12 protein-coding genes are annotated in these 13764 nt (G+C 50.0%); 1 reads left to right on the plus strand and 11 read right to left on the minus strand.

What is annotated here, in order from left to right:
• Positions 1–37: 37 nt before the first annotated feature.
• The 7 genes from rng to F458_RS0115675 all read right to left on the minus strand — a co-directional run bounded on the left by rng (position 38) and on the right by F458_RS0115675 (position 5921).
• Complete coding sequence (gene rng / locus F458_RS0115645; RefSeq protein ID WP_018984377.1) at positions 38–1504, minus strand: ribonuclease G; 1467 nt, start codon at positions 1502–1504, stop codon at positions 38–40.
• Entirely contained in the window at positions 1501–2085 is a 585-nt protein-coding gene (locus F458_RS0115650; RefSeq protein WP_026294722.1) for a Maf family protein, read from the minus strand. Before F458_RS0115650 ends, rng begins: the two co-directional genes overlap by 4 nt.
• 14 nt (positions 2086–2099) lie before the next feature.
• Positions 2100–2582, minus strand: coding sequence for a rod shape-determining protein MreD (gene mreD / locus F458_RS0115655; RefSeq protein WP_018984379.1), 483 nt, complete (start codon positions 2580–2582; stop codon positions 2100–2102).
• A 3-nt stretch (positions 2583–2585) separates the two neighbouring features.
• On the minus strand, positions 2586–3470 hold the full coding sequence (gene mreC, locus F458_RS0115660) for a rod shape-determining protein MreC (RefSeq protein WP_018984380.1): 885 nt from the start codon (positions 3468–3470) through the stop codon (positions 2586–2588).
• Between the two features lie 42 nt (positions 3471–3512).
• Entirely contained in the window at positions 3513–4556 is a 1044-nt protein-coding gene (locus F458_RS0115665) for a rod shape-determining protein (protein ID WP_018984381.1), read from the minus strand.
• Between the two features lie 257 nt (positions 4557–4813).
• Positions 4814–5320, minus strand: a complete 507-nt coding sequence (locus F458_RS0115670) for a hypothetical protein (RefSeq protein WP_018984382.1) — start codon at positions 5318–5320, stop codon at positions 4814–4816.
• Positions 5321–5360: 40 nt separating this feature from the next.
• The gene (locus F458_RS0115675) at positions 5361–5921 is read right to left on the minus strand and encodes a phosphoglycerate mutase family protein (protein WP_018984383.1); all 561 of its coding nucleotides are present in this window, start codon (positions 5919–5921) and stop codon (positions 5361–5363) included.
• A gap of 58 nt (positions 5922–5979) precedes the next feature.
• Between F458_RS0115675 and F458_RS20230 the strand changes: the two genes are divergently transcribed.
• Positions 5980–6504 carry a DapH/DapD/GlmU-related protein gene (locus tag F458_RS20230; RefSeq protein WP_018984384.1) on the plus strand — a complete coding sequence of 175 codons (525 nt, stop codon included), beginning with the start codon at positions 5980–5982 and terminating at the stop codon, positions 6502–6504.
• Here the strand turns inward: F458_RS20230 and F458_RS0115685 are convergent.
• The 4 genes from F458_RS0115685 to F458_RS0115700 form a co-directional block, all read right to left on the minus strand.
• The gene (locus F458_RS0115685) at positions 6474–8378 is read right to left on the minus strand and encodes an acyltransferase family protein (protein ID WP_018984385.1); all 1905 of its coding nucleotides are present in this window, start codon (positions 8376–8378) and stop codon (positions 6474–6476) included. The two genes, F458_RS20230 and F458_RS0115685, sit on opposite strands and share 31 nt — an antisense overlap.
• Positions 8379–8489: 111 nt before the next feature.
• Positions 8490–9701: an MFS transporter gene (locus F458_RS0115690; protein WP_018984386.1), complete on the minus strand. Its 1212-nt coding sequence runs from the start codon at positions 9699–9701 to the stop codon at positions 8490–8492.
• 149 nt (positions 9702–9850) lie between these two features.
• Positions 9851–12397, minus strand: coding sequence for a glycoside hydrolase family 3 protein (locus F458_RS0115695; protein WP_018984387.1), 2547 nt, complete (start codon positions 12395–12397; stop codon positions 9851–9853).
• Positions 12394–13641, minus strand: coding sequence for a sugar MFS transporter (locus F458_RS0115700; RefSeq protein WP_018984388.1), 1248 nt, complete (start codon positions 13639–13641; stop codon positions 12394–12396). The genes F458_RS0115695 and F458_RS0115700 overlap by 4 nt, the downstream gene beginning before the upstream one ends.
• Between the last annotated feature and the right edge of the window lie 123 nt (positions 13642–13764).

Below are 13764 nucleotides of genomic sequence, written 5' to 3' on the forward strand. Positions count from 1 at the left end.
CCTTTTCACTTACATCATAACGCTGACCACACGACGTCTACATCATGACAACGTCGTACTTATCCTGGTTATACAGTGGCTCGGTTTGCACTTTTATCTGTTTAGAGACAAACACTTCCAGCTCTGCCAACATATGCGATTCCTCCCCGAGCAGTGCCTCGGCAACATGAGGGGACGCATACACCACAAATTTGTCGGCCGCGTAAGCCCGGTTTACCCGAACAATCTCCCGCATAATTTCAAAACAGATGGTTTCTATCGTTTTCATCGTGCCGCGCCCTTTACAGACGGGGCAATCGCCACACAATACGTGCTCCAGACTTTCCCGGGTACGCTTGCGGGTCATTTCAATGAGTCCAAGGGCAGTAAAGCCATGTATATTTATCTTCGCACGGTCTTTACTGGTTGCCACTTCCAGACTATGTAAGACACGCCGTTTATGATCAGGTTCAGTCATATCGATGAAGTCGATAAGAATCATCCCTCCCAGATTGCGCAATCTCAGTTGTCGGGCAATTGCCAACGTCGCTTCAATATTAGTATTGAAAATTGTCTCTTCCAGATTGCGATGCCCCACAAATGCACCTGTATTGATATCGATAGTGGTCATTGCCTCGGTCTGGTCAATAATCAGGTAACCACCTGACTTTAAGTCAACCCTTCGCTCTAAGGCGCGCTGGACCTCATTTTCAACATCGTACAGATCAAAGATCGGTCGATCACCTCGATAATAATCAAGCTTATTGCTCAATTCCGGTACATATTCTTTAGTGAACTCTTCCAGCTCCTGAAATGACAGCTTTGAGTCAATACGTATACGATCCAGTTCTGTGCCCACAAAGTCCCGGATTACACGGCGGGCCAGTGGCAAATCCTCATACAGCACATTGGATTTTTTATTTTTCATGCGCTGCTGAATCTTGCTCCACAGCCGACGCAAAAAAGCGGCATCCTGAGACAATTCTGTTTTGCTTACACCTTCAGCTGCAGTTCGCAAAATGAAGCCGCCCTCTTCATTGCAAAATGCTTCCATCAACGACTTCAAGCGCTCTCGTTCATTTTCATCTTCTATTCGCTGGGAGACACCAACATGTGAGACGCTGGGCATAAATACCAGATAGCGCGACGGTATTGTTATATCTGTGGTCAGCCGCGCCCCTTTGGTACCGATAGGATCTTTGACCACCTGCACCACGATTTCCTGCCCTTCGCGAACCAGCTCGCGGATATCCTGCTTTTGCAGCTGGCTGGCGGTAACTTCACCGACAATTTCATTGTGCAAGACAATATCAGATGCATGTAAAAACGCGGCTTTTTCCAGTCCTATATCGACAAATGCTGCCTGCATACCCGGTAACACGCGGCTTACCTTGCCACGATACATATTACCTACCAGGCCTTTTTTGGTGTGACGTTCGACGTGGATCTCCTGCAAAATTCCGTTTTCTATAAGTGCCACGCGCGATTCCGAAGGCGTCACGTTTATCAGTAACTCACCACTCATGCATATACCCCAAATTCGTTTAACAGGCAGCGTGTTTCATATAATGGCAGACCAATTACCGCACTAACACTCCCTGAAACAGATTTCACAAACTGGCCGCCAATTCCCTGTATCGCATAGCTGCCTGCTTTATCAGCTGGTTCGCCGGTGGCCCAGTAGGTTTTAATTTCAGCCTCGGTGACAGGCGCAAATAAAACGTCAGTGGTGATGGTTTTGGTTACCCGGCGTGTTTGGTTTAGTACGCAGATTGCGGTGAGCACCTGATGAGTCTGACCCGACAACCGTTTTAACATCGCCATACAGTCTGACTCGTCAGCTGGCTTACCCAGACTTTCGCCTTCAAAAGCAATCAGGGTATCAGAGGCCAGGACCACACCATTTTGACGGATCGGTGCCGGTAGTTTCTCAAAGGCAGTGGTGGCCTTTTGAGTGGCAAGCCTGTCGACGAGGATTTGAGGCGACTCCCCGGGTCGCGGCGATTCATCAATGTCGACGGGCATTTGTTGGTGGACAAACCCAATTTGATCTAACAAAGCTGTTCGCCGGGGTGACGCAGAAGCGAGTATCAGTGTCATGGTCAAAAGCGCCTTATTTATCAGGTAATATTTAGCTGACGACGAAGTTTACGCAGCAACCAGAAAATCCACGGCCATAAAATCATGGAGCTGAAAATAGGCCACAGATAAGCAAACTGAAATGGAATATCGGTAAGCAAATGCTGTAACCAGAACAATACCAGGTGATATAACGAGCACAGCAGACCTATGATTATCGCCTGCTGCCACACAGAGTAATTACGCAGGCGCTGATAATTCGCGGCCAGTACATACACTGAGGCGCTCAATGCAAAACTATGAATGCCCAGCGCAGTGCCCAACAGAATATCCATGGCCAGACCGACTAAAAACGCTACGCCCACGTTGACTCTGTGGGGAAGAGCCATTGTCCAGTAAGCCAGCACGATGATCACCCAGTCAGGACGGTACAGGTCAGCCTGGATAGGCATCGGCATAATTTGCAGTACCAGGGCCACTAATATGGTAGAAGCGATGAAGTAGTGACGAGCCCGAGGCAACATGGTTTATTGTGTCTCCTGCTGCGCAGCAGCGTTATCAGATTCCAGGTTATCCACGCGGGTGTCTTTTTCCTGCTGCGGCCACAACAGCAATAAATGCTTTAAGCGATCAAGCCGGGCGACCGGTTGGGCGATGACAGTGGCGAAGGGGCGCCCCTCATCATGGACCACCGAGGTAACTTTTGCCACCGGATAGCCTTCCGGGAAGACACGACCCAGCCCCGAAGAGACCAGAACATCGCCTTCCTGTACATCCACACTGTGTGGAACATGCTCTAAAAACAACTCATCGAATGCCCCATTGCCGGTTGCCACAAAACGAATATTGTTACGCATTGAGCGTACCGGAATGGCGTGGGTGACATCTGAGATGAGCACTACCCGACTGTTGGTTGTCCCTACCTCCATGACCTGCCCTACAATACCACGGTCATCAAGCACTGCCTGCGACAAATAAACGCCGTCAATAGCGCCTTTATTGATCATGATTTGCTGGCTGAAAGGATTATTGTCAACCGCCATTAATGCAGCGACCATTTTACGCACTTTAGGCTTTACCGGTACTTCCAGCAGCTTGCGTAATTCTGCATTTTCAGCCTGCAACACATTAAATCGCTGCAGCTGCTCGCTCATTTTAAGATTTTGGTTAGTCAGGCGCTCATTATCGGCCAGTAATGCCTGGTGAGAGGTTAAACGCTGGGCACTTTCGTTCAATAGCACCTTGGGCAGATTCGCCAGGTACTGTAGGGGGCTCATGATTGAATTGAGGTACACCCGGGTTGACTGAAACGCATCAAGTTTATGATCCGCAAAGATCAACAAAACCGACAGGGTCAGAGCGAGCGCAAGTCGGTTATTCAGTGACGGGCCACGGGTAAATATGGTATCCATTAAAAACCAACAGGCAGCACAAAACGTGCTGCCTGACTAAGATTATTCGTAAGTGAACAGGTCGCCGCCGTGCAGGTCGATCATATCGAACGCCTTACCGCCACCTCGTGCCACACAGGTTAGTGGATCATCGGCAATAACCACCGGAATACCGGTTTCTTCCATCAGTAACCGATCAAGATCTTTTAGCAGCGCGCCACCACCCGTCAGCACCATACCTCGCTCAGAGATATCAGACGCCAGCTCTGGCGGGGATTGCTCCAGTGCCACCATGACTGCTGATACGATGCCGGTCAGTGGTTCCTGCAACGCTTCGAGTATTTCGTTGGAGTTCAGAGTAAAGCCTCTGGGTACACCTTCTGCCAGATTACGGCCGCGCACCTCGATTTCGCGCACCTCTTCGCCTGGATAAGCGGCGCCGATTTCGTGCTTAATGCGCTCTGCGGTGGCTTCTCCGATTAGTGAACCAAAATTACGGCGAACATAGTTAATAATCGCTTCGTCAAACTTATCACCACCAATACGCACTGATGAGGAATAAACCACGCCATTTAGTGAAATGATAGCCACTTCCGTGGTACCGCCACCAATATCTACGACCATAGAGCCGGTGGCCTCGGATACTGGCAGACCCGCACCAATTGCTGCTGCCATAGGCTCGTCTATCAGGTACACCTCACGAGCGCCGGCACCGAGTGCTGATTCACGAATAGCCCGGCGCTCCACCTGGGTTGAGCCACACGGCACACATACCAGAACACGCGGGCTGGGCCGCAAAAAGTTATTATCATGAACCTGTTTAATAAAGTGCTGCAACATTTTTTCTGTAACGAAAAAGTCTGCAATTACACCATCTTTCATCGGCCGGATGGCCCGGATGTTACCCGGTGTCCGTCCCAGCATACGCTTGGCTTCTGCACCTACTGCGGCAACACTTTTTGGTCCGCCGGCTCGCTCTTGACGAATGGCAACAACAGAGGGTTCATTTAACACTATGCCCTGATCTTTCACATAGATCAGCGTATTAGCTGTTCCGAGGTCGATGGACAAATCGTTGGAAAACATGCCCCGAAGCTTTTTAAACATGAAATGCAAATTCCTGTAACTGTACGCTGGTTGCTGTGTAAGGAGAGGTGTGTAGGCACCAGCAAAGACGTCGTTAATTATCACCACACTTTAACAACGGGGGGTGGTTTGGGCAAGTCAAGCGCACGCTCAAAGAGACATTTTCCCCATAAAATTTGCTCAGTCGCAGGCTAGTAACAACTTACCCTGATTAACGACTGATAAAAACCAAGCATTGTAATTCATGGTTATTTTTTCAGACAGTATCAGATCCTGCTTTACCGTACGACCTCGCCGGTGCGAATGATATAATTAAATCGGTCACCAGTGCTAATAGAAAATCGACAATATGCATTGATGGCCTCGCCATTATCACTGTCACCACGAATATACCGGCCTTTAATTCGAAAACCTTCAACTTGCATGGGCGCATCAAGTAGCTGCTGCCATAACTTGTCACAACCACTATCCCCGGGGTTTACACGGGGATAACCGGCACTACTCATCGGTATTGGCTGCCTGCTTTTCTCGCGGTCCTGATTATCATAATGCACCATCATAATCCTGGGCGGTTTCTGCTGTGACTGCCACTGCCAGTTGGCGTATGCAGCATTATCTTCTAAACGTTGACTCAACGAATTAAACGCCTGCCGATGTACACCAGGAGCCGTGTCGTCAAAATAGACAATAAGACTCACCAGGACCGCTGCGAACAATAATGCCAGCATTACATTCAGTCGGGAATTCCCACGATATTTTAAAATTTGTATAGAATTATTTTTCACCCAGAGGTATCCGCTGTTATTGGCTCGTATTTTGAACGCACTAAAAAGACGGCTGTTGTAGCCGGATAATCCCCCAGTACCGATGATCTTTTTCAATCATCTGCCAGCCCTGGTTACGCAAGTTCCAACTCAAAAACCGATTGGTGAGCGCATGTGCAAACACAACGACGCGCCGGTGTTTCTCCACGGTAGTTAGCAAAACATCCGTAGCCAGGCGAATCCTGTGGCGCGCCTGAGCGAAAGACTCAAAAGGCCCGGGTCTCCCCGCCATCCATAGCAACCGATTCAGGTATACCCAGGTCCAGGCGTTAAATCTTCCTGGCAAACGGTAACGAGGAATCTCCATTTCATTGAACAGGGCATTAAATTCGTCCGCTGGCCTGTTAATATACAGGCTCGCAGACAAACGGGCCCGCCGCAGCGCACTGGATATAATATAATGGTCACAGAAATCACGGGGAGCTACTGGCAGACTGTCCGGATGTAACAAAGCACGGTTATAATCCCGTACCCAACGACCGAACTCGCCACTGGTAAGTTTATGATTATGTTCTGATGCTGGCCGACCATGGCGCAACAACACAATTTCCTTATAATCCATTCATTTATAATCAAGGCCTGGAGCGTTAGCCATTAACCATAATCAAACCAGCCCCACAGTGCAACTGCAACAACGGCATGGCGATACTCGCTATTATCGCAGCCATTGCGCCAGCAAAGCGGTGAAACAACAATATCAGCAAATTCAAACCGCTATGCAGAGTACGCCGCCTAACCGGCTAAACCGTATGTATGCCCAACTGTTTGAAAGTGAGGGACCAGTATTTATTGAACCCGATTTCTTTTGCCAGACCCCAGCGGCTGTCAATTTGGGCGCCGGCGTATTTTTCAATCACAATTGTTGTCTGCTTGGCGAACATAACATTGTAATCGGTAAATCTGTGCTTATTGGTCCGAATGTGATTATCAGTACCCGGGCTCTGGGCGAACACAGCGCATCGAAGGCGCCTGTCGTAATTGAAGATAATGTGTGGATAGGCGCTAACTCACTGATTCTTGCCGGCGCGCATATCCATGATTCCGCCATAATTGGCGCCGGTGCAACTGTTGACCACTGCGTGCCTGCCAACAGTATCTTTATTAATGCGCTTCGTTACAAACCCGGTGACTTCAGCCAGCGGTAGGGCAACCGATTAATAAGTATTTTTGCACCGTGAACTGACGGGTGATTGTCATCAAAATACAGCGCTTTACCCGCTTTTACAGCGTAGCATTCGGCGCCACTACATAGCGCATCTGTCGGACGAATCATCCTGACGTTGTCCGGGTAATCGGTGCTGTTCAAGTGCTGCAAAATCACTTTATTTCTTTTGTTATAATAAGCCATTGTTGTGCCTTGCAGCGTGTCGGTATGGTTGGCAAATAAATAGCCTTTAGCCACCAGAAGAGGGGCTGACCTGGCTATTTCTGGCACCGGATACATGATAATAACCTGTTTTTTATGGCGGGCCAGTTTTTCCACCGCCGCATCAAATGAACGAAGAATACGACTGGTTCGCTCCGGGTTTTCTTCTGGCGGCACCTGCGGATAATCAGGGCCATGGTCGCCGTACAACGACCATGAATACCGATGATTGATAAGCACACTGGTAATCCGCTCATCATTGATAATATTATCGACCGCTTCCTTATACCAGCGGGTACAGCGACTGGTGCCGTTTTCCTGCAACAGTGATGGCGCACAGCCTGAAAACGTATAATGCTTGATCCCCTGCTCCAGCGGTTCTAGCCGCTGTGCCAGAGCAAAGGCCAGCTCTACGCTGTGACTGTCACCAAATACTGCCCAGGTAACATTGTCGTTTTCGTATTCACAGGCCTCATCTGGTGCCACATATTCATCAATATGACAGTTGTCCCGGTATGGGCTGGCGGTCATAGAAGCCATCAACGTCTGAATGTCTTCAGAAAAGCGACCCTTTACTCCGTGCTGACCGACTATTGCTGAGCTTGCAATCACCACAAAACCAGCGATCCACACCGGCTTGGCTCGCCAGGCATGGGTAAGATCTGTTATACGTGCCCAGCGTATATTTTCAATAAAGCGGTAACTGAGAAAGCCTAACAATATCGACAAGAGGATACCCGGTATCCACCAATACTGAAGATCATACCGATAACCAAAAACAACCAGCGGCCAGTGCCACAGATAAATAGAATAAGACCACCTACCCAAAGGCTGAAACAGCCTGTTATTGGTAAGTTTACTGTCCTGCACACCCGCCATAATAACCAGGCAGGTACCTACAACGGGCAAAAGCGCCCATATTCCCGGCCATGGGCTGTGCTCATCAACCATGATGTATGCGATTGCTATAAACGCGCTTCCCGTCCAGGCCACCCACCTAGCGCGGGCCAGGGTTAGTGAAACAGGAAACAGACACACCAGCCCGCCAGCCAGTAGCTCCCATGCCCTGGTAGTTAAAAGGTAATACGAAGCGCTGGGCCAGACTGACGAAGTGATACCGCTGAAAAGTAGTCCTGCCACAGTCAGCAGCAAAACAGCCGGCCGCATTGCCTGTTGCCCGGCTATCCGCTTAAGGGCAAGCAAAATAAGGGGATACAGCAGATAGAACTGCCATTCTACGGCCAGTGACCAGGTGTGCAACAGCCACTTTTCGTGCGAAGCGGCATCAAAATATCCGGCTTCCTGCCAGTACAAGATATTAGACACAAACGCGATACTTGAAGCGGCATGCTTACCCAGTTGGGCATACTCGGCGGGAAATAGAATAAACCAGCCAGATAACAAGACTGTTATGCATAGCAGCGCCAGCGCCGGAACAATGCGGTTCGCTCTGGCGATGTAAAACTTTACCAGATTAAACGAAGACTGCTCGAAGCCGCGAAAAATGATGCTGGTCATCAAAAAGCCGGAGATCACGAAAAACACGTCTACCCCGGCAAAACCACCGGGTAACCAGGCTGGCTTAAAGTGAAAAATAACTACGGCAATAACCGCAATTGCCCGCAGGCCATTAATATCATAACGGAAGTTCAAGAAGCGGGTTACCCTTATGTGTGCCCGGGGAATGGATAATCAGCCAGGCAGTAATTCGTTATTCCAGATACTGGCAGCATCCCGCGCAGGTTCACCCCGGGGGATGCTTTATCATGATGAGGCTGCTGAGTCAGCCGGTAACAATACATTCCGGCCCACCCGCGTGCCAAGTGCGGCTTGCAGCAAACTGAAAATCACACAAACCCATAAGGCCAGTTGCCATTGCCCCAGATAATCGTAAATGGCGCCCAGGGCGAACGGCCCGGCCGCTGCCACACAGTAACCCAGGGTCTGGGCAGCACTGGATAAGGATGCAGCCTGATCGCCTGTGCGAGCGCGCAAACCTAAAAATGATAAGGCCAGAATAAAGTTCGCCCCGATACCAAAGCCTAATAACGCGGCCCATAAATAGGCCAGCGAAGGAAGTATCATTATGCCCGCAAAACCAGCCAGATTTACGGCTGTCATACTCGCACTCAAAGCGCGCTGGTCCCGCAAGCGCGCCATTGCCGGTACAATAATAAGACCAGGCAAGGCGCCGGCAAACTGAAAGACGCCGTGAATAGAGCCAGCCTCTGCGTCACTGAACCCAGCTTCTCCCACGACAGCAGGCAGCCAGCTGACGACGGAATAATACAAAAAAGAGTTACAGGCAAAAAAGCCACACACCTGCCACGTCAGCCAGGCCCTGAAAATTGACTTTGGCGGCTTGTGGGCGGTCGTCGGGGCCGGTTTACGTCTGCCCCTCAACTGAGTGAGCCAGAGCAAAGCGGAAACCACTGGCATGATGAGCATGGCCAGTAAAGCGACCTGCCAATTGCCCCAGTCTGCTTCCGCCAACGGAATAACCAGTGCAGACCAGGTAGCTGCCATAATCCCCATCGCCAGTACATACGCCGAGGTCAACAATGCAATATGATTGGGAAAACGCGATTTAACGACACCTGGCAGCAATACATTGCCGGCTGCGATACCTGTCCCAATCAAAACCGTGCCAAAAAACAGCCACCCGAGGCCGCCCAGAGAACGTATTGCAATTCCTGCGCCTATAAACACCAGCGCGGCAAGTAACAGGCGCTCCATGCCATAGCGCCGGGACAACGCCGGAATCGTTGGGGAAACAACCATAAAAACCAATAATGGCAGTGTGATCATTAGTCCGGCTGTACTGGCACTTATGCTCAGACTTTGCTGTAAATCATTCAGTAAAGGAGCAACACCAGTAAACGGCGCGCGCAAATTTGCTGCGACCATCATGATGGCGAAAAATAAAAAGACAGGAAAGCCCGAAGTCAGTGCTGAAGAGTTCCGCGAAGAGTCCATAGCGCCTTAGTAGGAAATTAAACAAGCGCTGTATTCTACGGATATCTATAATCCATGCATCTGTTATTCGTTAAAAAGCCTGTACAACAGGATTCAGAGACAAAAAAGCTCCGCCAAAGCGAAGCTTTTTAACAGACTTTAGCTGCTGCCTATTCCGGGCATGATAAAGATTGTTCTGTTGTCGGCTCAATACGAATATTTGACACTTTCAGCGTAACCGGCGCGCTGGCCTCAAATCCAATGACCGAGAACACCTGATCAAATGCAACACCGGCTTCTTTAAAGCACCGGGTTGGGATAGTCACAGTCTGCCAATCAGTGGTTTGTTCAGCAAAATCCTGCAACGGGAGAGTACCGCCACACTGCTCACCGCACATCATGTTGATATCAATCTTTGCACTGGCCTCAGCTAACTGCACATCCATCTGTACTGCTGCACTTTTATCAAGGTAATCTCTCAAATCTTCCGGGAACTGGGCGGCAAAGCGCACATTGGCGTTATCCAGGAACGTCAGCTCAAGCGTGTCTTCCTGGACATTTCTGTCGGTAGTGCGAACCTTCGCGCCAGGTGTTGATAATGTGTTGCTGGTCATCACATGCTGCCCCTGGTCATCGATAACTTCCAGATGCCATGGCTTCTGAATGTTCCGAACAAACACAGGATGGGCGAGTACCAGATTCTCGTCGGCGCCGGCTTCTTCTGACAGAGGCTCATCCAGCGGGTCATCCTCGTCATACGTCAGACCATAACCATAAGCGAACTGAGCCGTCTGACCGTCACCACGGTTGACAATTTGCGTGGGATTAGCAGGCCAGGAAAAAGACAATTTGCCCTGCATTGGATAGTTAATATCACCATTGGTATCGGTAAATAGCACATCCGCCACACCCTGACCTTCTGATCCAGGCAACCAGGCTACTACGAATGCATCACTGGCATTAATTTCAGGGTTCGTCCACAACGGACGTCCGGTAATAAAGACAGAAACCACCGGAATTCCCTGCGACTGCAGCTTACGAAGCAGAGCAACATCAGACTTTTCACCACGCTGATATTCCAGGTTAGAAAGATCGCCATTACCTTCTGCGTATGGGTTTTCGCCAAACACGACTACCGCCACATCAGGTTTTTGCTCAAAGCTGCCATCTTCAGATAGCGTAGCTGAACCGCCGGCTGCGGCCACCGCTTGCTCAATGCCGGCATAAATAGACGTAGCGCCCGGGAAGTCGCTGTTTTGATTACCAGTTCCCTGCCAGGTGATCGTCCAGCCGCCGGATTGTTTTCCGATGTTATCGGCCGCATCGCCAGCCACCAGCACATTCATATCTGGCGCAAGCGGTAGCAGATTATCCTGGTTTTTAAGCATAACAAGTGATTTGCGTACCGCCTCGCGGGCTACTGCACGATGTTCATCAGCGCCAAGCACGTCTTTCTTCGCTGACAACAAACGCTTTGCCGGGGACGGTAAGTCAAACAGGCCGACCCGTACTTTGACCCGCAAAACACGACGGACTGCGTCATTTAATCGCGCCATCGGAATAACGCCATTTTTCACCTGATCAATGGTATTTTCGAAAAGCGGCTTCCAGGCGCCAGTAGGCACCATGTAAACATCCAGACCTGCGTTAATGGCGTCAGGACAACTTTCGTTGGTACAGCCTTCAATCTGACCGTGACCATTCCAGTCACCGACAACAAAACCGTCGAATCCCATTTTTTCTTTAAGCACATTGGTCAGCAGGTATTTGCTGCCGTGTATTTTCTTTCCGTGCCAGCTGTTAAAGGAGGCCATCACCGACTGGGCACCAGCATTGAGACCGTGAACATAGCCCTGGGCGTGAATGCGATACAAGGTTTCCTCATCAACCAGGTTATTGCCCTGATCATCACCGCCTTCGGTACCGCCATCGCCGACAAAATGTTTGACGGTAGAAATAACATGAGACTCATCGATGTTGCCATCACTGATGTCACCCTGTAGGCCACTTACAATCGCCCGGGCATACTGCCCAACAACGTCGGGATCCTCGGAATAAGATTCATAGGTCCGTCCCCAACGATCATCACGGGCGGTTGCCACGGTGGGCGCAAAAATCCAGTCGATGCCGGTGGCTCGCACCTCTTTGGCGGTCACTGTGGCAATTTGTTTCACCAGGTCCGGGTCACGCATTGCGCCCAGGCCTATATTGTGCGGAAACAGGGTCGCGCCGATAACATTGTTGTGCCCGTGAACCGCATCGGTTCCCCACATCGTGGGGATACTGCTGCCATCTAGTGAGTCATCGACAGAGGCTTCATACATCTTGTCAGCCAGAGCGACCCAGTCACTCAACGTCGCCTGTTTATTACCATCAGGAAAAGAGCCGCCGCCATTAAGGTATGACCCAAATCCATATTTGCGCATGTCCTGGATTGTCACATCGCGTATTTCTGGCTGCATAATCTGAGCAACTTTCTGCTCCAGGGTCATCTCTGCCAACAAGCTTTCTACCCGCGACTCTACCTCATCACTGTTTTCGGTTTCGTAGGTAATTTGTGGCCAGTAGTCCGGTACCGTGGTATCGGCAGCCGGCGGCATGGTGGTTGATGTTGAAGCTGTTTGCTCGGCTGGCGCGTCCGCCTTATGTTGCTGACACCCGCTAATTAAAAGCGCCGCTGCAATCAGACTCAGCGATTGTTTGAATACAGGCTTCATTGATATGTCTCCTTGGTGGTTGCCGGCACCGACCCTATTACGCCGTAAAAAGCGATATAGATATAACAAATAACCGGAAGTAAAAACGATAACTGCAGACCAAATGCATCAGCCAAAGCGCCTTGCAACAACGGCACTATAGCGCCGCCCACGATTGCCAGGCAGAGCATACCCGATCCCTGAGCAGCCTGATTACCCAGCCCTTTAAGAGCGAGGCTGAATATAGTCGGGAACATGATTGAATTACACAGGCCTACCGCAAGTATTGTCCACATGGCAATACCGCCGTCGCTCATTACCGAGATAATAACCAGCGCGCACGATAACATGCTGTTAAATGCCAGCAGCTTACCCGGGTCGATTTTTTGCATTATGACTGCGCCAATAAATCTGCCTACCATGGCGCCTCCCCAATAGTAGGCGATATAAGCAGAAGCTTCCGCTTCACTCATACCCATGACATTTTCCAAACCAAGGTAATTAACCAGAAAGCTACCAATGGCCACTTCCGCGCCCACATACATAAACAGGCCAACCACACCCAGAGCAAGATGGCGGTGTTTCAGTACGGAACTATCTGTTGAGGTCGCCAGCTCCACTTCGTCATGTTGTGGCGTGGGCAACGATATCTTGACCATAATAGCGGCCATAATCGCCAGTATTGCTGCCAGCGCCAGATAGGGCAAAACAACAGAATCAGCCTGAACCTGGGGCTCGATTGCATCATGAGATGAAAACAGCAACATGCCGCCAATGATAGGCGCAACCGTTGTACCTAATGAATTAAATCCCTGCGTCATGGTCAGGCGACTGGACGCAGTGTCTGGATCCCCCATTACCGTCACCAATGGATTCGCTGCCACCTGCAGAATCGTTACCCCTGAGGCCAGCACAAACAGTGATGCCAGAAACATCCAGTATTGGGTAAGATAAGCCGATGGAATGAACATCACACAACCTACCGCGGCAGTGACCAGGCCGTAACCGATACCTTTTTGGTAGCCCACTCTACTTACCAGCTTACCGGCGGGCAAAGAAACCAGAAAATAAGCGCCGAAAAAGCAGAACTGAACCAGCATTGCTTTGGTGTAGCTTAGCGCAAACAGCGACTTCAAATGAGGAATGAGAATATCGTTCATGGCGGTGATAAAACCCCACATGAAAAATAACGACGTTAGCGCCCACAATGCAAATTGTGAGTTTGATGGTCGTTGAGACGCGGTCGCCTGCGATGAATGACTCATACAACAAACCTTATAGTTAGGTAGAAAGTGCTGATATGGCAAAAACTTAGGTAGCAAACCCGGTTTTCACCAACCCTTCACTTGTTAATAGCTTGTTGGGCAGTATAGAGTTACGGGTATAAA

The organism is Salinimonas chungwhensis DSM 16280, assembly GCF_000378185.1.
GTDB classification, from domain to species: Bacteria; Pseudomonadota; Gammaproteobacteria; order Enterobacterales; family Alteromonadaceae; genus Alteromonas; species Alteromonas chungwhensis.